The organism is Hymenobacter sp. FMD4, from assembly GCF_058932745.1.
This window is the reverse complement of record NZ_JBZYWH010000014.1, coordinates 96,828-116,867: the sequence shown is the minus strand read 5'-3', so window position 1 is coordinate 116,867 and position 20,040 is coordinate 96,828. Positions and strand designations below refer to the sequence as shown.

The 20,040-nt window shown below is 58.6% G+C and carries 18 protein-coding genes; 8 read left to right on the top strand and 10 right to left on the bottom strand.

Translation table 11 applies throughout. The features are described 5' to 3' along the window. Positions 1–17: 17 nt before the first annotated feature. Entirely contained in the window at positions 18–260 is a 243-nt protein-coding gene (locus AC5FXY_RS14040) for a MoaD/ThiS family protein (protein ID WP_493557318.1), read from the bottom strand. Between the two features lie 143 nt (positions 261–403). On the opposite strand from AC5FXY_RS14040, the gene moaA reads away from it, so the two are divergent. Further along, positions 404–1,393: a GTP 3',8-cyclase MoaA gene (gene moaA / locus AC5FXY_RS14035; protein ID WP_493557328.1), complete on the top strand. Its 990-nt coding sequence runs from the start codon at positions 404–406 to the stop codon at positions 1,391–1,393. Between the two features lie 45 nt (positions 1,394–1,438). On the opposite strand, the gene AC5FXY_RS14030 is transcribed toward moaA, so the two are convergent. Beyond that, positions 1,439–1,651: a hypothetical protein gene (locus tag AC5FXY_RS14030; RefSeq protein WP_493557317.1), complete on the bottom strand. Its 213-nt coding sequence runs from the start codon at positions 1,649–1,651 to the stop codon at positions 1,439–1,441. Positions 1,652–1,971: 320 nt separating this feature from the next. Here AC5FXY_RS14030 and AC5FXY_RS14025 point away from each other — a divergent pair, with 320 nt between their 5' ends. After that, positions 1,972–2,766, top strand: coding sequence for an alpha/beta hydrolase (locus AC5FXY_RS14025; protein WP_493557316.1), 795 nt, complete (start codon positions 1,972–1,974; stop codon positions 2,764–2,766). Between the two features lie 34 nt (positions 2,767–2,800). Here AC5FXY_RS14025 and AC5FXY_RS14020 read toward each other — a convergent pair whose 3' ends face one another. Further along, positions 2,801–3,958: a putative sulfate/molybdate transporter gene (locus tag AC5FXY_RS14020; protein WP_493557315.1), complete on the bottom strand. Its 1,158-nt coding sequence runs from the start codon at positions 3,956–3,958 to the stop codon at positions 2,801–2,803. 357 nt (positions 3,959–4,315) lie between these two features. Between AC5FXY_RS14020 and AC5FXY_RS14015 the strand changes: the two genes are divergently transcribed. From AC5FXY_RS14015 to AC5FXY_RS13990, 6 genes are all read left to right on the top strand, one after another. Then, on the top strand, positions 4,316–4,606 hold the full coding sequence (locus tag AC5FXY_RS14015; RefSeq protein WP_493557314.1) for an MFS transporter small subunit: 291 nt from the start codon (positions 4,316–4,318) through the stop codon (positions 4,604–4,606). 43 nt (positions 4,607–4,649) lie between these two features. Beyond that, positions 4,650–5,513, top strand: a complete 864-nt coding sequence (fdhD, locus tag AC5FXY_RS14010) for a formate dehydrogenase accessory sulfurtransferase FdhD (RefSeq protein ID WP_493557313.1) — start codon at positions 4,650–4,652, stop codon at positions 5,511–5,513. A gap of 122 nt (positions 5,514–5,635) precedes the next feature. Continuing rightward, complete coding sequence (locus AC5FXY_RS14005) at positions 5,636–5,977, top strand: DUF7009 family protein (RefSeq protein ID WP_493557312.1); 342 nt, start codon at positions 5,636–5,638, stop codon at positions 5,975–5,977. Between the two features lie 100 nt (positions 5,978–6,077). After that, positions 6,078–8,633 (top strand): FdhF/YdeP family oxidoreductase, encoded by a 2,556-nt coding sequence (locus tag AC5FXY_RS14000; RefSeq protein WP_493557311.1) that lies wholly within the window; start codon positions 6,078–6,080, stop codon positions 8,631–8,633. Between the two features lie 325 nt (positions 8,634–8,958). Beyond that, on the top strand, positions 8,959–9,774 hold the full coding sequence (locus AC5FXY_RS13995; RefSeq protein WP_493557310.1) for an SDR family oxidoreductase: 816 nt from the start codon (positions 8,959–8,961) through the stop codon (positions 9,772–9,774). 56 nt (positions 9,775–9,830) lie between these two features. After that, the gene (locus AC5FXY_RS13990; RefSeq protein WP_493557309.1) at positions 9,831–12,539 is read left to right on the top strand and encodes an MGH1-like glycoside hydrolase domain-containing protein; all 2,709 of its coding nucleotides are present in this window, start codon (positions 9,831–9,833) and stop codon (positions 12,537–12,539) included. Positions 12,540–13,102: 563 nt separating this feature from the next. On the opposite strand, the gene AC5FXY_RS13985 is transcribed toward AC5FXY_RS13990, so the two are convergent. From AC5FXY_RS13985 to AC5FXY_RS13955, 7 genes are all read right to left on the bottom strand, one after another. Further along, positions 13,103–13,405 (bottom strand): hypothetical protein, encoded by a 303-nt coding sequence (locus tag AC5FXY_RS13985; RefSeq protein ID WP_493557308.1) that lies wholly within the window; start codon positions 13,403–13,405, stop codon positions 13,103–13,105. A gap of 437 nt (positions 13,406–13,842) precedes the next feature. After that, on the bottom strand, positions 13,843–14,295 hold the full coding sequence (locus tag AC5FXY_RS13980) for an ankyrin repeat domain-containing protein (protein ID WP_493557307.1): 453 nt from the start codon (positions 14,293–14,295) through the stop codon (positions 13,843–13,845). Between the two features lie 227 nt (positions 14,296–14,522). Beyond that, complete coding sequence (locus tag AC5FXY_RS13975) at positions 14,523–15,905, bottom strand: T9SS type A sorting domain-containing protein (protein ID WP_493557306.1); 1,383 nt, start codon at positions 15,903–15,905, stop codon at positions 14,523–14,525. Positions 15,906–16,017: 112 nt separating this feature from the next. Next, positions 16,018–17,064 carry a bile acid:sodium symporter family protein gene (locus tag AC5FXY_RS13970; RefSeq protein WP_493557305.1) on the bottom strand — a complete coding sequence of 349 codons (1,047 nt, stop codon included), beginning with the start codon at positions 17,062–17,064 and terminating at the stop codon, positions 16,018–16,020. Positions 17,065–17,127: 63 nt separating this feature from the next. Beyond that, complete coding sequence (locus AC5FXY_RS13965) at positions 17,128–17,388, bottom strand: hypothetical protein (RefSeq protein ID WP_493557304.1); 261 nt, start codon at positions 17,386–17,388, stop codon at positions 17,128–17,130. Between the two features lie 13 nt (positions 17,389–17,401). Beyond that, positions 17,402–17,998 (bottom strand): glycosyl-4,4'-diaponeurosporenoate acyltransferase CrtO family protein, encoded by a 597-nt coding sequence (locus AC5FXY_RS13960; RefSeq protein ID WP_493557303.1) that lies wholly within the window; start codon positions 17,996–17,998, stop codon positions 17,402–17,404. Positions 17,999–18,382: 384 nt separating this feature from the next. Further along, entirely contained in the window at positions 18,383–19,972 is a 1,590-nt protein-coding gene (locus tag AC5FXY_RS13955; RefSeq protein ID WP_493557302.1) for an MDR family MFS transporter, read from the bottom strand. Positions 19,973–20,040 lie beyond the last annotated feature (68 nt).

Sequence of the window (20,040 nt, the reverse complement as noted above, 5' to 3'; positions counted from 1 at the left end):
TCCGTTTTCATCAACCATTACCCGCCGCTAACGGGCGGAATCAAGGCTATTTCGTCGTTTTCGCGCAGTTGGTCGCCAGCTTGAGCGTATTCGTTGTTGACGGCCACGGCGAGGCTGCGCAGCTGCGCCAGCGCGGGGTAGTTCTGGCGCAGCTCGGTCAGCAAATCCTGCACCGATTGGCCAGCTGGTAAGTATACCTGCAGGCTAGGCTGGCCCACGATGTCGCGGGTGATGCCGAACAAGGCGATGGATAAATTCATAAGCGAAGGTTGGTCGCCGAAAGGATTCAGCGGTAATAGTGAACACAAAAGTAGATTGCGCGTTCTTGTCAGAGCATTTGGCTGCAGCTGCAACCCTCGCCGCTGCCCTTTGTTGTTTGCACATGCCCGTTTCTACGTCATCAGTGTTGTACGATAATCACGGCCGCCCGCTCGAATACGTGCGCGTGGCTGTTACCGACCGTTGCAACCTGCGCTGCTTTTACTGCATGCCCGAGGAGGGCATTCAATACGTGCCGCGGCAGGAGCTGTTGAGCTATGAAGAAATGGAGCGGGTGGTAGGCCTGCTGGCGGGCTTGGGCGTGCGCAAAGTGCGCCTCACCGGCGGGGAACCGTTTGTGCGGCGCGACCTGCTGTCATTTATCGAGCGGCTGACGCAGATTCCGGGCATCGACGATATCAGCCTGACCACCAACGGCGTGCTAACAGCGCCACACGTGCCGGAGCTGGCACGCCTGGGGGTGCGCGCCGTCAACCTCAGCTTGGATACCCTGGACCGTGGCCGTTTCTTCCGCATCACGCGCCGCGACGAGCTGCCGCGCGTGCTTGAAACTTTTGAAGCGCTGCTGGCGGTGGGCATCCGCGTCAAAATCAACGCCGTGGTGATGGCCGGGCAGAACATCGAGGATATAGTGCCACTGGCCCTGCTTACCCGCGAGCGACCAGTGGACGTGCGTTTTATCGAAGAAATGCCGTTCAATGGCGGCAGTCACGAGGCCATAAGCCTGCCCTGGAACCACGTGCGCATTCGGGAGCACCTGAAGGAGCACCTCGGCGAACTGCTGCCCGTGCCAACTCAGCCCGGCGCTACGGCCAATGACTACCGCATAGAAGGGCACGTGGGACGCGTGGGCATTATTGCGGCATACTCACGCACTTTCTGCGGTACTTGCAACCGCATCCGCCTCACGGCCGAAGGCGGCCTCAAAACCTGCCTTTACGACCAGGGGGTGCTGGATGTGCGGGCCTTGCTGCGAAGCGGTAGTACCGATGCCCAAATCCAGCAGGCCCTGACTGATGCATTCAGATACCGCGCCGCCAATGGCTTTGAGGCCGAGCAGCGCCGGCCGGTGCATCAGCTCAGCTTTGAATCAATGGCAACCATAGGTGGGTAGCAAGCAGCTTTTAAGTGACGTTTAGTCTGCAATTCCGCAAGAACTTTATTCACCGGAGCAATCTTGCTGCCGAGCCTCCCGGGCTTCCAGGCGCTGCAGCACCTCATCAATAGTCAGCTTATTTTCAGCGAATAGCGACAGCAACTTCCGCTCGTATCGATCGGCTGCTAGGGGAGTATGCTTTGTAAAATCAATCAAGCCGGCAACAGCTCGGCGGCGGCGTTCCTGTAGCGTAGAAGATTGGTTGGAGGAATCCATTTAGGCAATTTCGGCACCTCCTGAAAAAGTAGCAATGGGGTAACTACGTGAATTGCACTAGTAATACGTAGTGGCAAATGCTGAATTTGTGTCTAGCCATCTATACGTATAATAAGGCATTCGCAAAATGAGTTAAAACTGTATTAAAAAAATATAGATTATTATAAATATTAAGGTGAAGTAAAATTGTTACCAATCTATCCAGACTACGTAAACCTAGGTTTTGCTTGTCTGCAAAATGCGTCCGTAGTAAGGACGTGAGGCAGTGGCAAGTATTGATCGGATGCTTTAAAGGACGATTTTGGTCATTGTTTACGCCTATGAAAGTGTTGCTTTTGCTGGCTGTAGTCGGGTTGATGCTGTACCTGCTTGTGTGTGGCCTGCTTTATTTCAAGCAAGAGCGGCTGCTGTTCTTCCCTGACCAGTTGCCAGCCGACTACCGCTTCTCTTTTGCCGACCCCTTTGAAGAGCGGTGGATTACGGCCCCGGACGGCGTGCGCCTGCACGGTCTGCTGTTCCGCACCGCTGCCCCCAAAGGCTTGATTTTCTACCTGCATGGTAATGGCGGCGCCCTCGACAACTGGGGCCACGTGGCCAGCCTTTACACCGCCCTCGGCTACGATGTGTTTATGCTCGATTACCGCGGCTATGGCAAAAGTGAAGGCCGCATTAGTAGCGAACAACAGCTGCTAATCGACGCCGAAGCTGCTTACCAGCACCTCCTATCGGAATACCCCGAACCCCGCGTGGTGGTGTTGGGCTATTCCCTGGGCACGGGCGTGGCGGCGTGGCTGGCGGCCCAGCACCAACCCCGGCAGCTGATCTTGCAGGCTCCTTATTACAGCATGCAGGACATGGCGCGGTATCATTACCCATGGGTGCCGGGCTTTCTGGTACGCTACCCACTGCGCACTTACGAATGGCTTCCACGCGTGAAGGCGCCCATTGTGCTCTTCCACGGCGAGCAGGACGAGGTGATATACCACGGCTCCTCCCTGCGGCTGCAGCCGCTGCTCAAGCCCCAGGATCGGTTGATTTCGCTGCCTGGGGCCGGGCACAATGGCATGACCGATAACCCCCAGTATCAGCAAAAACTGGCGGCTATCTTGCAATAAACGAAGTGGATGGAGCTAAGAGAGGTAGGGTTCCTTACTTGCCAAGGCCTACCCAGCCGCGCTGCATGGCGTAGTACACGGCCGTGCCCACCACCAGGCCCACCAGGTACCCATACGGCAGACCGCTGCACAGTAGCCCGACTACTAGCGCCACCAGCAGATCGGCCCGGGAGCTGGCTATGTCGCGCAGCAGGGCAGCCAGCGTCAGGGCTTCGAAGAGCAGTAGCACGCCCAGGATGGGCAGCGGAAAGATCTGTACCACCTGCGCGAAGCCTTGGCTAAAGAATAAGCCCAGCACCAGAAACAGGCAGCCGTAGAGCAGCACCGAACCACCGGTGCGCGCTCCGAAAGCGTAGTGTCCGGCCAGGCCGCCCGAGCCGTGACAGACCGGAAACCCTCCCAGAAACGGGGCTACCAAGTTCATGAGGGCGTACGTGAAGCTGATCTGGCGTACGGTAATGCGGCGCTCTGGAAAGTGGTCGTGCAGCACCTGGCGGGTAGCCAGGATGGAGTTGCCGAGCGACAATGGAATCTGGGGCAGGGCCAGCAACACGGCACCGGTCAGGATATCGGCGGTGGCGGGCATGTGCCATGTGGGCAGCCGCACGCCCATAGCGCGCTGGGCTGTGGCCAGATCGAGTTTGAACACCAAGGCGTACAGCACGCCCAGCCCTATCACAAACAAGGCGGCGGGCCAGCGGCGGTTGCCAAGCAGCACCACCGTTATCAGAAAAGCTGCCGCTGCTAGAACATAGCCGCCCAGGCCATCGGCAGGCACGTATTCTTTCAGGGCCAGGGTGGTGAGCTGTAAGGCCAGGCCGAACTGTATGCCGCGAATCACTGGTTTGGGTACCATCCGCGCCAAGGCATCGATGAGGCCCGTGGCCGATAACACCAGCATGCTCAGGCCAATGGCCAGTCCGCCACCGAAAATGATGCGGTCGGGCAGCTTCTGGGCAATGACCAGCGCCGCAAAGGCCTTCAGCGGCTGTACTGGCATGGGAAGGCCGTACCACAAGCCCGAAAACACCTGTAAGGCCCCGAACAGAATAAGCACCCCAGCACTGTCAGCCCCTGAGGCAGCAATAACGCCGATGAGCAGGGGTAGATCGGTGCCCAAGTCGCCGAAAGCACCGGCCAATTCGTTGCGGTCGAAACGAATGCGGGGGCGTGCAGGCGGAAGTACTGTCAAGGGCGTATGGTGAACAATGAAGGTCGCAAAGGAAGCAGAATCCGGCTTGTGGGCATACGCACCCGCCCGCCGGGCAGGATACCGAACCGGGATGCGACCTAGCTATAGCGGATTAGGAACATTTAAGCGCTGCTTTTCACGTAACCCGTGCAGAAGTAGGTGCATTGATTAGGTAACCGTCAGGTCATCAATGGTATGGGGCTGGGTGGTTGGGATACGCGTTTGCGCTTTCACCTACCCACTACCACTCACCTCAATGGCCGCAGGTTCTTTCGTTGATTCTAGGTCCGCTGATCGTAAACTTCCTGCACCAAAGTCAAAAGGGCAAGAGCCTAACCGGGGCGGCAGCATACCAAAGTGTGTTCTGCACCATGGCCGGCATGCTGGTGGTGGTTTTTGGGCCAACCTGCTGGTGCGCGCCGTCAGCGAGAAGCATCACTACAAAGTGGCGCCCGTAGCCCAGCCTGCCACCGCCTGATTGTCTTCCAACTCACTGCTACACATTTTATAGCTTTCGAAACCGAAATTACCCAACCCGGTGAGCCTACGTCGGGCCTGAAGCTGGCCCTGACTTGGATTTACGTGGGCGTTCCGCTGCTCTGGGGCGTGTCACAAACATTTATTAAGGCCCTCACCTTATTTACATAGCCTGCCCGTTGCTTCCAGGCACTTTTGATAACCTCCGTCTTGTATGACTGCCCCTGTATTTCTTCCGCCTACCAGCTACGAGTACGCCACCATTCAGAAGGTAGTGGGGGAGCAGCAGGCTACCGCCTCCGATGTGTTGGCGGCAGAGGAGCCCTTGGAAATTCGGGTAGGTTACGGGCCGGCCGGCGAGCGGACGCACCGCACCTTGGCCATTACCATGCGCACCCCCGGTCATGATATGGAGCTGGCCGCTGGTTTTTTGCTTACTGAAGGCATCATTCGGGCACGACACGAGCTAAATGGCTTGCTTTACTGCCCCGATGTGCAAAAGCCCGAGGAGCGCGAAAACGTGGTGCGGGCCGAACTGGCTACCTCCGTGGCTATGGATCTGCCGCGCCTGGAGCGCCACTTTTACACTTCCAGCAGTTGCGGCGTGTGTGGCAAAACCAGCGTCGACGCCGTACATGCGGCCGCTTGCCTGGTGCTGCCTGCCAGCGGCCCTCACGTGGCCCGGGCCGTTATTCACGCGTTGCCGGAGCGGCAACGGGCCGCGCAGGCGGTCTTTGAGCAGACCGGCGGCCTGCACGCTGCCGCGTTGTTTTCGGTTGAAGGCAATTTGCTGCTGCTGCGCGAAGACGTAGGCCGGCACAATGCGCTGGACAAGCTCATTGGGGCGGCCATGCTGGCTGATTGGCTGCCTTTGCACCAGCACATACTGCTGGTGAGCGGCCGGGCCAGCTTTGAGCTGGTGCAGAAAGCGGCCGTGGCGGGCATCCCGATGCTGGCCGCGGTGGGAGCCCCCAGCAGTCTGGCTGTGCAGGCCGCCCACGATTTTGGCATGACGCTTCTGGGCTTTGTGCGCCAGCAGCGCTACAATATCTATACCCACCCATGGCGGATTGTCTAGCCGTTACGAATGAAGATCGAGGAACTGAGTCGAGAATGAAGAAGGCAGCCGCCATAAATTTCCCTTGTCAGTGGGCAGCCCCGCCAGAAATTGCCGTCCGCTCCTAGCTTCTCCACCCACCCATGAAACTCCGCATTGAAGACAATACCCTGCGCCTGCGCCTATCCGAGGAAGAAGTGCTGCGCTTTGGTCAGGAAGGCCGCGTGGCCTCGGTAGTGACGCTGGCACCCGGCCCCGATGGACGCCTGACCTATGCGCTGCAACGCGCCGACGAGGACTCCACCGCTGCCGCGCAGGGCTTGCGCGTGGCTTATTCGCCGGGGGCGCTTACGGTGCTGGTGCCGGTTGGCGTAGCCCAGTATTGGCTTGGTCCTGAGCAAATAAGCATGGAAAGCACCATGAATATGCCCGATGGACATGAGCTACGTATACTGGTAGAGAAAGACCTGGGCTGTAAGCACTAACGTGGGCAGCTGGTCCTGAACCTTCGTTTTACCCTTAACCCGACATCCCAGCGGGCTTGCTCTTCTGTTCAGGAGAGGGGGACTGGGGAGCAAGGTCATCATGGAAGAATCACCTGCCGAAGACCCCAGCAAGGCTGGCAAAACCGAACAACAAGGCGCCGAAGCCAACGTGCCCCGCAGCGGCGAGCGGCCCGATCAGGGCGCGGCGCCTACCAACGACTACTACGACCCGCACGGCAAGCCCGACGCCGATAAGCGACCTATGGAAGCACCTGACACCCTGGGGGCCAAGCACAAGCACCCCATCCTGGCCCAACCGCCCGAGGAATTTACCGGCCTGAAGCTGGGCAAACCCGCCAAAGTAGCAGCCGGCGTCACGGCCGTGCTCAAATCAGCCTCCTTTACCTTCAGCGAAGACGGCCCGGCCCGCGGCACGCACGCCCTGCTCAAGATGAACCAAAAGGACGGCTTCGACTGCTCCAGCTGCGCCTGGCCCGACCCCGACGACCACCGCTCCGTAGCCGAGTTCTGCGAAAACGGCGCCAAAGCAACGGCTTCTGATGCCGACGCCGAACGGGTCACGCCCGAGTTCTTTGCCAAACACAGCCTGGCGGACCTCTCGCGCATGACCGACCGCGACCTGAACAACGCCGGCCGCATCACGCATCCGATGGTGCTGCGCCCCGGCGCCACGCACTACACGCCCATCGAGTGGGAGGAGGCTTTCCAGCTGGTAGCCGACGAGCTAAACGCGCTGCCCACGCCGCACCACGCCATATTCTACACCTCGGGCAAGGTGCCCAACGAGCCGGCGTACCTGTACCAGCTTTTCGTGCGCCAGTTCGGCACCAACAACTTGCCCGACTGCTCCAACATGTGCCACGAGAGCAGCGGCTCGGCCCTGAGCCCTACCACTGGCCTGGGCAAGGGCTCCGTCACGCTCAACGATTTCTACGAGGCGGAGGTCATCATCGTCATCGGGCAAAATCCGGGTACCAATCACCCGCGCATGCTCTCGGCCCTGCAGAAAGCCAAGCGCAACGGGGCCAAGGTTATCAGCATCAATCCCCTGATCGAGGCGGGCCTGCTGCATTTTAAGAACCCGCAGGATTTCATGAACCCGCTGCGGGCCCTGGGCGCGCTGCTCGGCGACGGCACGCCCATTACCGACGTGTACCTGCAGGTAAAAATCAACAGCGACCAGCTAGTGCTGCGCGGGCTGATGAAGTGCCTGTTGGAAGCCGAAGAGGTAAACCCTGGCCAAGTGCTCGACCATGATTTTATCCGGGAGTACACCACTGGCTACCCCGAGTTGCTCAAAACCCTGAACGAAACCAGTTGGGCTGATATCGAGGAAGCCAGCGGCGTAACCAAAGCGCAACTGCAGGAAGCCGCCAACCTCATTGCCCGGCACAAAAAGGTGATTACCTGCTGGGCCATGGGCCTTACGCAGCAGAAAAACGGGGTGTACACGATTCAGGAAATCGTGAATCTGCACTTCCTCAAGGGCGCCATCGGTATACCCGGGGCCGGCCTGTGCCCGGTGCGCGGCCATTCCAACGTGCAGGGCGACCGAACCATGGGCATCTGGGAGCGGCCGCAAAAGCCCTTCCTCGATGCACTGGCCAAAGAGTTCGGCTTTGAGCCCCCGCGGGAGCATGGCTACGATACCGTAGAGGCCATTAAGGCCATGCACGACGGCAACATCAAGGTGTACGTGGCCATGGGCGGCAACATGCTCTCGGCCGCTTCCGATACGGAGTTTGTGGCCGAAGCCATGCGCAAGCTCCGCCTCTCGGTGCACGTAACCACCAAGCTCAACCGCGGCCACCTCGTGAACGGCGAAATGGCCCTGTTGCTGCCCTGTCTGGCTCGCCCCGACATCGACATGCAGAAAACCGGGCAGCAGTTCACTTCCTGTGAAAACTCCATGGGCGTGGTGAGCCTGAACAAAGGGGTGCTCAAGCCCCTGGAAGGGCAGATGCTGAGCGAAGTAGCCATTGTGTGCGGCATAGCCATTACCACCCTCGGCGACCGTACCACCGTTGACTGGGTGGGCTGCACCGAAAACTACGACCTCATTCGGGACTACGTGGAGCGCACCATTCCAGGCTTCGAGAATTTCAATGAGAAAATCCGGCGGCCGGGTGGCTTTTACCTGCCCAACGGCCCCCGCGAACGAAAATTCACGACCGAAAACGGCAAGGCCAACTTCACTTCCACGCCGCTGGAAAAGCATGTGCTAGAACCCGGCCAATTGGTGATGATGACCATCCGCTCGCATGATCAGTTCAATACCACCGTATACGACTACAACGACCGGTACCGCGGCGTGTACAACGAGCGGCGCGTCATTTTCCTGAACCGTGAGGACATGGCCGAGCGCGGTATCAAGGAGAAGGGCTTGGTGAACATTACCAGCCACTTCGAGGGACAGCAGCGTTACGCGCAGAACTTCATTGCTGTGCCTTACGACATTCCGCGGGGCAACTGCGCCACGTACTTTCCCGAAGGCAATGTGCTGGTACCCATTGGCTCAGTAGCCTACAAAAGCAACACGCCCACCTCGAAGTTTGTGATAGTGACGGTGGAAAGGGTAGAGGTACCGTTGGGCAGCCCCTCACCGGTCCAGGATAGGCAATCTGTCCCGGCTTAAGCTGGGATGCGTGAACAGTAAGCTACCGAGCCCCTCGTGCTAAGCGCAGCCGAAGCATAACGGGCTCGGTAGCTACTGTTAGTACCATGCTCTTACTCGCTACAGCTTGTACGAGTAGCCAAGGCTCTCAGACCGTAGTCGTTTTGCTAGAGCTAGCCGGGCGCGGCGCGGATTGGCTGTTTCCTGTCGACAATTGTAGTTTATGCTTTTATCAAGTAAAAATCAGATTGTCAGTTGATTATTGGGGGTGTAGGCAACCGAACTACGCAAATAACAGTATTGGGGCACTTGGTTGCTGTCGAGAATAAAACATGAACTGTTGATTATGGCTGAATCATCTACCAAACGCTTAGCAAATCAAGTTGCTCTTGTCACCGGGGCTAGTTCGGGCATTGGGGTAGCGGTAGCGCAATCCTTGGCAGCCGAGGGTGCGGCGGTGGTGGTAAACTACCACGGCGACGCCGAAGGGGCCGAAGAAGTGGTGCAGCGCATTACCGAGGCCGGTGGCCAAGCCGTGGCCATCAAGGCCGATGTGAGCAAGGAAGACGAGGTGCAGCAAATGTTCCGTCAAACCAAGGAGCATTTCGGTACGCTGCACATCCTCGTTAGCAATTCCGGCATTCAACAAGATGCCTCGCTCGTTGACATGACCCTGGAGCAGTGGCAGAAAGTCATCGATGTAAACCTGACCGGGCAATTCCTGTGCGCCCGCGAGGCGGCCCGTGAGTTTATCCGGCGCGGCGTGCAGCCGGAAATATCCCGGGCTGCGGGTAAGATCATCTGCATGAGCTCGGTACACGAAACCATTCCGTGGGCCGGGCACGTGAACTACGCTGCCAGCAAAGGCGGCCTAATGCTGCTGATGAAGTCGATGGCCCAGGAGCTGGCCCGGCACAAGATTCGCGTCAACAGCATTGCCCCGGGCGCCATCAAGACGCCCATCAACCAAGAGGCCTGGGAAACACCCGAGGCCGCCCAGCAATTGCTGGAGCTTATTCCGTACGGCCGCATCGGCGAAACGGAAGACATCGGAAAAGTAGCCGCGTGGCTGGCATCCGACGACGCCGATTACGTACACGGTACTACCCTGTACGTGGACGGCGGCATGACCCTTTATCCGGGCTTTATTGGCAACGGGTAAAGGGTCATGGCCCACCGGCGGTCCATTGACTGCCGCGCATCACTAACCACACGAGCATGGGTACTTCGCGACTCTACATGACGCAGGAACAACTACGCTTGGCTGATACCAAGGATGAAAACGCTAACTGGCGACACTTCGGGCCTTACCTCACGGACCGGCAGTGGGGCACCGTGCGCGAAGACTACAGCGCAGGTGGCAACGCCTGGGACCATATCACCCACGAAATGGGCCGCAGCTACGCATACCGCTGGGGCGAAGAAGGCATCGGAGGCATTTCCGACCACCGCCAACTGCTCTGCTTTTCGGTCGGCATGTGGAACGGCGTCGACCGCATTATCAAGGAGCGCCTGTTTGGCCTGACCAACGGGCAGGGAAACCACGGCGAGGACGTAAAGGAGTGCTATTACTACCTCGACAACACGCCCACGCACTCCTACATGCAGATGCTTTACAAGTATCCGCAGCGGGAGTTTCCGTACCTGGAGCTGGTGGAAGAAAACGGCCGCCGAGGCCGCGAGGAGCCCGAATACGAGCTGACTGACACCAGCATCTTCGACGAAAGTCGCTATTTCGACGTGTTCATCGAGTATGCCAAAGCCGGCCCTGATGACATCCTGGTTCGCATCACCACGCACAACCGCGGCCCCGCGGCGGCCGGAATTACCCTGCTGCCGCAGCTGTGGTTTCGCAACACTTGGTCTTGGGGCCACGATGACTACCGGCCGCAGATGAGTACGCCCCGACCGGGCTTGGTGCAGGCCGAGCACAAGCAGCTGGGCGACTATTTCCTGTACTGCGAGCAGGAGCCCGATCTGCTGTTCTGCGAAAACGACACCAACGGCCCGCTGCTCTACAACCTGCCTGCCGATGGCCTGTATTTCAAGGATGGCATCAACGAGTACATAGTCAATGGCGACGAAACGAGTATCAACCCCCAGCAACGGGGTACCAAAGCTGCCGCCCATTACGAACTGCTGCTGGCGCCCGGCGAGTCGCAGAGCGTGTGCCTGCGGCTGAGCAACACCTCCCTTAGTCAGCCATTTGCTGATTTTGAGGCCGTGTTTGCGGCCCGCAAGGAAGAAGCCGACGAGTTTTACAACTGCCTGCAGGATAAGCTGCCCGATGCCGATGCCCGCAATATTCAGCGGCAGGCCCTGGCCGGCATGCTTTGGAGCAAACAGTTTTATTACTACGATGTAGCCCAGTGGCTCGACGGCGACCCCGACATGCTCACGCCGCCTGCCGAGCGCCTCAAAGGCCGCAACAACAACTGGCGCCACCTCTACAACGCCGACATCATCAGCATGCCCGATAAGTGGGAGTATCCCTGGTACGCCGCCTGGGACCTGGCTTTCCACTGCATCCCGCTGGCCATGGTAGACTCGGACTTTGCCAAGCACCAGCTGCGCCTGCTCACCCGCGACTGGTACATGCACCCCAACGGCCAACTGCCTGCCTACGAGTGGAACCTCTCCGACGTGAATCCGCCCGTGCACGCCTGGGCCACCTGGCGCGTGTACCAGATGGACAAGAAGCTGCACGGCGGTGAAGGCGACCTGCACTTCCTGGAGTCGGTGTTTCACCGGCTCACGCTGAACTTCACCTGGTGGGTAAACCGCAAAGACCGCAACGACCATAACATCTTCGAAGGCGGCTTCCTCGGGCTCGACAACATCGGCGTATTTGACCGCTCCGCCCCGCTGCCCACGGGCGGCTACATCGAGCAGGCCGACGGCACTTCCTGGATGGCCATGTACGCACTCAACCTGATGCGCATTGCCCTGGAGCTAGCCAAAACCAACCCCGTATACCAGGACATTGCCAGCAAGTTCTTCGAGCACTTCCTGTACATCGCCGAGGCCATGACCAAGGCCGGCGACGGCTCTTTCAACCTCTGGGACGACGAGGACGAGTTCTTCTACGATGTGCTGCACCTCCCTGACGACGAGCGTACCAAGCTCAAAGTGCGCTCCATTGTGGGGCTGATACCGCTTTTCGCCGTGGAGGTGCTGGATGAGGAGCTGCTCGAAGCCATGCCCGACTTCACGCGCCGCCTGAACTGGATGTTCGACAACCGCCCGCACCTGGCCGAACTGGTGTCGCGCTGGAAAGAGCCGGGCCGTGGTGAACAACACCTGCTGTCCTTGCTGCGCAGCCACCGCATGAAGAAGCTGCTCGAACGCATGCTGGATGAGTCCGAATTCCTGTCGGAATACGGCATCCGGGCGCTTTCGCGCTGCCATTTAGACAAACCCTACGTCTTCCGTACCCACGAAGCCGACTTCTCGGTGAAGTACGTGCCGGGCGAGTCCGAGTCGAACCTGTTTGGCGGCAATTCCAACTGGCGCGGGCCCATTTGGTTTCCCATCAATTACCTTATCATCGAGTCGTTGCAGCGCTTTCACAGCTACTACGGCAAGGAATTTAAGGTCGAATACCCCACCGGCTCGGGCCAGCTGCTCTCGCTCAATGAAGTGGCCGCCGCCCTGGCCGGCCGCCTCACCAAGTTGTTCCGCCGCGACGAGCAGGGCCGCCGCCCCGCCCTTGGCGACTCGGACCTGCTGCAGCACGACCCGCACTTCAAGGATTACCTGCTCTTTCACGAATACTTCCACGGCGACGACGGGCATGGCCTCGGCGCCAGCCACCAAACCGGTTGGACCGGCCTCGTGGCCAAATTGCTGCAGCATTATCCGCAGGCACCAGTAGAAACGTCCTCCAAGAAGCCTGCCGCGGCCGAAGAGGTAGCAGGCGAAGTATAGGGAACCCATTTGCAATTTTGGTCCTCATATACAACCACGCCCGGTGACCTGCCGGGCGTGGTTGTTGCTTTTAACCACTGTTGTCGGCTCAGACTACCCGTTGGCTTGGTGTCGCTTGTTAACCCGAGTTGCGGAGAGCGGCTAAGGTTTGTTGGTCAACAGCTTGCCCTCGGCACTGGCCTTATACCATTGACATGGGCTACTCGCGCGCCTTCGCCGATTCGGTTACCCATAAATACATCTTCCCAGTTACCTGTTGCCTCCGTAGAGCGGTTGGGCGGCGCCACAAAGAACCTGGTTATGCTGAGATACTTAATTTCTGCGTGCACTACGACCACACTCTGCTAGCTTGGTTTCGCAACTTTAACCAGCATCAGGCAAATCGTAACCCGAGTACGCCGAGCGGTTTTATCGAAAGCGGAAGTGTACCAGCCGTCGAGAGCATGCTACCTCCATGCTAGCACTGCCAACTCGGGCAGGTGGTGCTTGCTAAAAAGGCTTGATCAATAGCTATAAACCAGTTAGATAAGCTTGAATTTCTGGTATTTATCGTCAGGCTTAGCTTACTGGGCAGGAACGGCTTTCCAAGCCATAAGAGCTTCATTTAAGTAGCCACGCAGCCGATGCCAGCGCGTAGGTTGCAAACTGGCTTCGAAGGCTGCCTGCCGGCAAAGCTGCTGCGAGGAAGCCAGCACCTGTGCCACTGCCGGGGAAAGCCGCTCTTGCTGCGCCAAAGCCTCCAGACAGCGCAGGCAATGCCCAGGCAGTGCACGTAGCACTGCTTGGTGCGCAGGACGTTGCTCTTGCAAGTCAGGCAAAAGGTCCAGGTAGAGACGTAGCTCCTGTAAGCTAGCGAGGTGGGACATACCGCAAAACAAGCATACTAGAATAGTGCCAATGAAGGCCGACGAGTTGATTGCGGAGGTCCCGCCGCTGTACATACGGCCCCGAAAGCGTTAGTACTGCGGTCGAGCTGCAAGAAAAGTGCAGCTTTAATCAAGTATAGAGGAGCAAGTCTAGCTCACTACGTAAGTATTGCTTGCAGGTAAAAGTTGAATGATACGTAGGATTAAAATGCTTATGTATAATGACTTGCAAAGATTGGGCGCGCACTAAACTAGGTCACGCTTAGATTACCCACTTCTAACTACGGCATGGCCTAAAAAGTACTGTTGATCGACTCCTTACCAATAAGGACAAATTCGGAAGAGCGAGAAGCTGTACGTCGAAGGCCTGGTAAAATGCAATGAAAACGGCCGGTTGCTAGCCCGGCCGTTTCACGTTGCTACTGAGCAGCGCAAGTTTACTTTGACTTCTGCTCAAGCAGGCTGATAACATCCTTGTTACCGCTGGTTTTGGCAGCCGACAATGCGGTGTTGCCTTGGCTATCGGCCGCTTTGGCATCGGCCCCGCTGCTTAACAGAAATTCCACCGTGGCTTTGTCGCCTTTAGCGGCGGCGGCCATCAAGGCGGTTTCCTGGCTGGCATCTTTGGCATTTACCTGCGCCCTGAATTGCACCAGCTTCTTCACCACGTCTAGATTTCCGTTGGTAACGGCGGTAATGAGAAAGGTCGTCCGGAAGCCCGGCATTACTTCGATGAAAGCGTTCGGATCAGCACCGCCTTGCAGCAGGGTTTCGACGGCCGCAGCGTCGTTTTTCATCACGGCTTTAAACAAATCCTTATTTGGCGCCTGGGCAGCAGCAGTGCCCGCAAGGCCCAGCAGCAGTGCAAACAGGAAGAAGTACTTTTTCATCTGAAAAAGAGAAAATTCAGCAATGGACAGATGATAAAAGTACAAAAGCCTGCCTTGTAGTCCAACGTTTAGCTAGAAGCCTGGCAGGAGTAGAATGACACTCAGACCAAAAGAAATACGGTTTCCCGGTGCGGCTGAACAGGGAAGGGCGGAACGGCAGTTACTTTGATGTATCCCAAACCGAGCGCCGCTCCAGAACCTGATTCTGAAGTGCCAGGCAACGCCCCTTACTGCTTCACGAGCCGTAAACGTGCCACCTGGCCGTCGGCCAGCGTAACTACTACTACATATACCCCAGGCGGCACGGCATGCAGATCCAATTGGCAATTCGACTGCGGCGCAGTTGCCGCGTACGTTCGTACCAAGCGGCCGTTCAGATCCAGGAGTTGAATTCTCCGGATAGCTTGCGCAGTGCCGTTGACTAGCTGCGCTGCGTCATGGGCAGGATTGGGATATAAGGCCACCGGAAGTAGGTCATGGCGGGGCTTAGCATTCGTGACGATGCTGGCGTCGGTGAAATACACTTGCTCATCAAAATCCTGCACCATGAAAATGCGGCCGTTGGGCATTTCAACGAACGACTGCGGCTCCCGGACACCGCCGGCACTCATGCCCAGCCCGTCTCTTTTGAACAGCCAGCTACGGCCTTGGTTGCGGGAAAGCAGCGTGCCGCCCGAATTACTGCTGCCGGTGCGCGAGCTGTACCAGTCGCCGTTGCGGGCAAAGTGCAGGCGATGAAGCGGGGACCGGTACCACCACATACCGCCCTGGCTGCGTTGCTGCACCGTCCAGCGGACATTGACATTGGCTACATCGGTCAGGCTTTTGGCAGCGTTGACTGCCACGCCCACGTTTGCTGCACTGCCGGAAAAGCTAAACAGCACCGAGTCCTGCGGGCTGATGGTCAGCGACATCGTCTCATAGACGGTGACGTTGTCGATAATGGAGTTATTACCGTCGATGCGAACGGGTAAAAACTGCCAGCTCAAGCCTTGGTTGTCAGATAGGTACAGGCCGGGTAAGCGCCAGCCATCTTCGTCGGCTAAGGCGGCGTACACGCGTCCGGCACGGTCGCTGACGAGGTGGCTGACGTAGCGCGCAGCGCCGAACCCGGTGTTGCGGACAGTCCACGTCTGGCCGTTATCGGCCGAGAAAAACACTCCATCGCCGAGAAAACCGCCCAGGTCGGCAGTGCCCGTACCGACAAGCAGGCCGCCTTGCGTTGTTTCGAGGATGGAAACGATTGGGTACGGCGTGCCAAGGGCTACCGAATCCCAAGTGACGCCAGCGTCGAAGCTGCGGTAGATTTTGCCGGCGCCGCCTACCAGCAAGCGGCCATTGCGCCCGGCGTGCAGTGCGTAGGTATGGTGGCTGCGCAAGGTCAAAGACCAGGTGCGCCCTTGGTTGGGAGTGCGAAGAACGCCCGAGGCTACGGAAGTTATCAGGGTAGAATCGCCGGTCGCGGCAAGGCCTAGTTTCGGGCCTAGTGGGGCTGTGCGCGTGGTTTGCCAGAAGTTCTGGCTCTGGGCTGAGAGGCTCAGGCTTATCAGCAACACAACTCCGCAGGCACGCCAAAGGCGGCGACGGGAGGATAGCAAAAGTTGGTTCATAGCAGGTAGCAGGTCGGAAACACAAACCTACTTTCTCTGCCTACGCCGGTAAATACCATGTATATGTGAGGCCGCTCATGCAACTGCGCCGCGGCGGCCGTGAAGCAATGCTCTACCGGGACTGCGCTACCCGCTGCGCGGCAAGGCGCCGCCCAATGGCCTGCGCAATCACGCTGGCCAGCAGTATCTGCAGGGCGTGATACAGCATAGTAGGTAGCAGCAGTACGCCCGTAGCAGCCGCGCCGCCAAAGAGCACATTGGCCATGACGGTGCCATGCACGAGCGACTTTTTCGACCCGCAGAACAATGCCGTGACTTGATCCTCCGGCGAAAAGCGCAGCAGCCGGCTCACCCCGATGATGACCGCGTATACCGCCGCAAACAGCGCCACCATGCCCAAGGCCAGCAGGGCCAGGTCGGCGGCGCGGTAGCCCTGGAACACGCCGCCTTCAAAGGACTCGCAGAAGGACGTGTACACCATCAGTAAGATGATGATCTGATCAAACAAACGCAAGCCCTGGCGGTGCCGCTCGGCCCACGCCCCGAAACGCTGGTGCAACAGTACGCCCAGTACCACGGGTAACAGCACCTGCAGGGCCAGATCGGTGGCCATGTCGCCGAAGCCGTCGGCGCCCGCGGCACCTCCGGTGTGCAGCACCGCGCTTACCCACAGCGGCGTAAGTACAATGCCCATCAGGCTGGAAACGCTGGCATTGAAGATGGCGCCGGGCATATTGCCGCCCGCTATGCTCACCATCACTACCGAGGTGGACACGGTACTGGGTAGGGTGCATAAATAAAACACGCTGGCCCATAGCTCTTGGCCTTTATCGGCCCCAAAAAGCGGACGGGCAGCCAGTGCCAGCAGTGGAAACAGCAGGAAGGTGGTTAGCTGCACCACAGAGTGCAGGCGCCAGTTGCGCATGCCGGCTTTCAGCTTCTCAGGGCTGAGCCGTAGGCCATAGAGAAAGAATATCACGGCCACGCCCACGCTGGTAATGGGCCGCCACGGCACCGGGCTGCTTTTGCTACCGATGCCCGGCATCAGATAAGCCAAAGCTACTACGGCTATAAGCCCGAAGAAAAACCAATCGAGGCCGACGCGTTTGAGCAGGCCGCCAGAGTTGGCGGCGGGAGTGAAGGAGGGGGGAGCGGGCATAATTACTAGCGGCCGAAATACAGCCGGCGCTGCAAGCATACGCAGAACGCCGGCAACACGCGCTTACACCAAGCGACCCGTCACCCGCAGCACCAGTAGCAGAATGGCAACCAGCAGCAGGACCAGAATCAGCACGCGGGCCCAGCGTGGGCGCGCTTGGGCCGGGTACATCGCCATGAGCACAAAGCCAACGAGCAGGGCCACCGAACTAACAATGCGCGGCCAGGTGGTACCTTCTTGAAGGTTCATAAACAGCGAAATGGCCACGACCACTGCGGCCAGCCAGTAGATATAATGGGTACGGAAGGGCGATGTAGAAGCCATGAAGTGAAGGTAGTTAGGGCAAAAAGGGCACAGGACGTGGCTGCCTCAGCACCCCAAGTCGGAGCAACCGTGCCCGGTGCTGGCGTTGGAGCACAACGGGGTAGAAATTGCCGAACAAGTTGCCGGCAGCCGCGCCGGCCGCCAGATCATAGCGGCCAAGGTACAGGAAGTACGGCGGCAAGGGCAGCATGGCTACAAAAGCCAGCAAGTGGCAGCACTCGGCGCTCTGTGTGTTGGCCAGCAGCCGGGGCAGATTGGCTTTGCCGCCGCCGTAATATTGCTGACGGGCCTGGGGCTGGTGGTAGTGCACCCAGCAGAGAAAACGGCGCAACCGCTCTACGCCGAGCCAGCGGTACAGCACCTGCACATGCTCTGGGGCAATACAGGAATAAAATCCTTGTCCCAACAAGCCGTGCACCGGTGCTGCCTGGCTGAGCATCCCAAACACTCCCGTAACGCCCATGGTAAAAGCGGCCCCGCCTACTACCACGGCCCCAAACCACGAGGGTTCTCCTGGGTGGCGCTGCAACCACCGCAGCATGGATCCAACCGAAAGCAGTAGTACAATCGACAAGCTCACGAATAAAACCGTCTTGCCAAGGCTCTTCATAGGACAGGTTGGGGCAAGAAACGACCGAGATAGGTCAGGTTAGATATCAAATGGACAGCTTCACTGCCCGCTTTGTTGATTACTTTAAGAAGATGAAAAAAGGCCGTATTACCGGCGTTATCTTTAGCTCAGCTCATGCGCCTAGGGAAGTGAAGCCACTCATGTGTTGGGGCCTCTTGAAAGCGTGGCGAAGGTTATGCTCTTATTGGCACTAGTAGTTTGCTCCTAGGCCATTCGCCTTCTGGCGAAAGCCATCAAGTGTTATCGAAACTATGAAAAACGATCAACCCTTTGCCGAAAAGTTGAAAGGTTCAGTTCTTTGGAAAGACGCCAAGACTCCGCGCGGCCAGTAGGGCGCTCTTCTATGCTTAAACAGCTGCGTTGTTATTCCACTACCGGTGGGGTACCGGCGTTAGACTTACGCAGTGGTAACTCGGGCACCAGCAAAGTGGCGCCCAAGCTCAGTGCCACCAAGCCAATGGTAAAAAAGTAGATGCGCGAAATGCCGCTGCTAAACGCTGCCTGAGTGGCCGGGGCCGGGCGCCCGCCTTCGGGAGTTTGAGCTATGGGCAGGGCAGGTCCCTCGCTAACGACGGCCTGTTGAGCTGCTTGGGATGAGGCGGGAGCATTCGAGGTGGGCAGCAGGTGACCGAGGCTAAGCGTAAGCACGGTGCCCAAAAATGCCGCTGCCACCACGCCCCCGATCTGGCGAAAAAACTGACTGGCCGAAGTTGCCTGGCCCATTAGCCGTGGCTCGGTGGCGTTCTGAATGGCCAAAGTGTAAAGCGGCATGCTCGGTCCGAGCCCAATGCCGCAGACAAATACATACACCAGCACCTGCCAATACTGGGTGCTAGGCGAGAGCGTAGCCATCAGGCTCAAGCCGATGAGCAGCAGCACTGCCCCGCCAACCATCCAACGCTTGTAGTGCCCGCCCCGGCGCGAGACCATCTGTCCGGCCACGTTAGAGCCCGTAACCACGCCCAACGACAACGGAATCAGGCTGATGCCAGCGCGGGTGGCCGAGGTGCCCAGCACGTTTACCATGAACAGCGGCTCGAAAATGATAAGGCTCAGAAAGGTGCCGCCCAGCAGAAACAGCGCCGCATTGGCCGAGCGAAACACCTTGTTGTGAAACAGACTAAAATCCAGAATGGGGTGGGCCGAGCGTACGGAGCGGCCCACAAACAAGCCCAGCAGGGTGAAGGCCAGGGCCAGCATGCCTAGCGTAACGGGGGACGTCCAGGGGTGCTCCGACTTGTTGAGCTGCAAAGCCACAATCAGTGACCCTATGCCCGTCACGAGCAGCAAGGCCGCTAGCAGATCAAGGCGACTAGAGGCGCCGCTGGGCCGCAGCAGGGGCATGTTTTTGAGGATAAACCACAGCGCCACTGCGCCCAGCGGCAGGTTTACATAGAACACCAGCCGCCAGCCCGCCACGCCCGGAATCAAGTTGTCGCCCATGTCAGTGAGCAGGCCACCCAGAAACGGTCCCAGCACCGACGACACGCCGAACACCGCTCCCACGAAGCCTTGGTACTTGCCGCGCTCGGCCGGCGGAAACAAATCGGCGATAATGATGAAGGCTAGCGCAAACAAGCCAGCCCCGCCAAAGCCCTGTACTGCTCGGAAGATGATCAGCTGGCTCATGCCGTCGCCGAGCAAAGGCAGAGGCCCGAATTCACCCGCCAGCCCACACAAGGCCGAGCCGATCAGAAACACCGTGATGGCCCCGATTTCGATGTTGCGCCGCGGAAAAGTATCCGCCAGCTTGCCGTAGATGGGTACCAGCGCCGTGCTGGCCGCCAAGTAGGCCGTAGCCACCCAGGTGAAGCGGTCTAGGCCCTGTAAATCAGCTACGATGCGTGGCAACGCCGTGGAGACGATGGTTTGATCCAACGCGCCCAAGAACATGGCAAGCAATACGCCCGCCAGCGTCAGCATTCGGTCGCGGTGGGTTAATGTATGGCTCATGAATAGGCGCGGCGAAGATTGGGCAGAACTGCAAATACGAAAAATCGGCGCGGCGGCTGCCTGACCAG

Excerpts from the sequence above, each read along its gene's own strand:
- AC5FXY_RS13965 (WP_493557304.1), bottom strand. The coding sequence starts at position 17,388 with ATGGCTTCTACATCGCCCTTCCGTACCCATTATATCTACTGGCTGGCC.
- AC5FXY_RS13990 (WP_493557309.1), top strand. The coding sequence starts at position 9,831 with ATGGGTACTTCGCGACTCTACATGACGCAGGAACAACTACGCTTGGCT.
- AC5FXY_RS14040 (WP_493557318.1), bottom strand. The coding sequence starts at position 260 with ATGAATTTATCCATCGCCTTGTTCGGCATCACCCGCGACATCGTGGGC.
- AC5FXY_RS13955 (WP_493557302.1), bottom strand. The coding sequence starts at position 19,972 with ATGAGCCATACATTAACCCACCGCGACCGAATGCTGACGCTGGCGGGC.
- AC5FXY_RS14005 (WP_493557312.1), top strand. The coding sequence starts at position 5,636 with ATGAAACTCCGCATTGAAGACAATACCCTGCGCCTGCGCCTATCCGAG.
- AC5FXY_RS14030 (WP_493557317.1), bottom strand. The coding sequence starts at position 1,651 with ATGGATTCCTCCAACCAATCTTCTACGCTACAGGAACGCCGCCGCCGA.
- AC5FXY_RS13980 (WP_493557307.1), bottom strand. The coding sequence starts at position 14,295 with ATGAAAAAGTACTTCTTCCTGTTTGCACTGCTGCTGGGCCTTGCGGGC.
- AC5FXY_RS13960 (WP_493557303.1), bottom strand. The coding sequence starts at position 17,998 with ATGAAGAGCCTTGGCAAGACGGTTTTATTCGTGAGCTTGTCGATTGTA.
- AC5FXY_RS14025 (WP_493557316.1), top strand. The coding sequence starts at position 1,972 with ATGAAAGTGTTGCTTTTGCTGGCTGTAGTCGGGTTGATGCTGTACCTG.
- AC5FXY_RS13985 (WP_493557308.1), bottom strand. The coding sequence starts at position 13,405 with ATGTCCCACCTCGCTAGCTTACAGGAGCTACGTCTCTACCTGGACCTT.
- AC5FXY_RS13975 (WP_493557306.1), bottom strand. The coding sequence starts at position 15,905 with ATGAACCAACTTTTGCTATCCTCCCGTCGCCGCCTTTGGCGTGCCTGC.
- AC5FXY_RS13995 (WP_493557310.1), top strand. The coding sequence starts at position 8,959 with ATGGCTGAATCATCTACCAAACGCTTAGCAAATCAAGTTGCTCTTGTC.
- AC5FXY_RS13970 (WP_493557305.1), bottom strand. The coding sequence starts at position 17,064 with ATGCCCGCTCCCCCCTCCTTCACTCCCGCCGCCAACTCTGGCGGCCTG.
- fdhD (WP_493557313.1), top strand. The coding sequence starts at position 4,650 with ATGACTGCCCCTGTATTTCTTCCGCCTACCAGCTACGAGTACGCCACC.
- AC5FXY_RS14000 (WP_493557311.1), top strand. The coding sequence starts at position 6,078 with ATGGAAGAATCACCTGCCGAAGACCCCAGCAAGGCTGGCAAAACCGAA.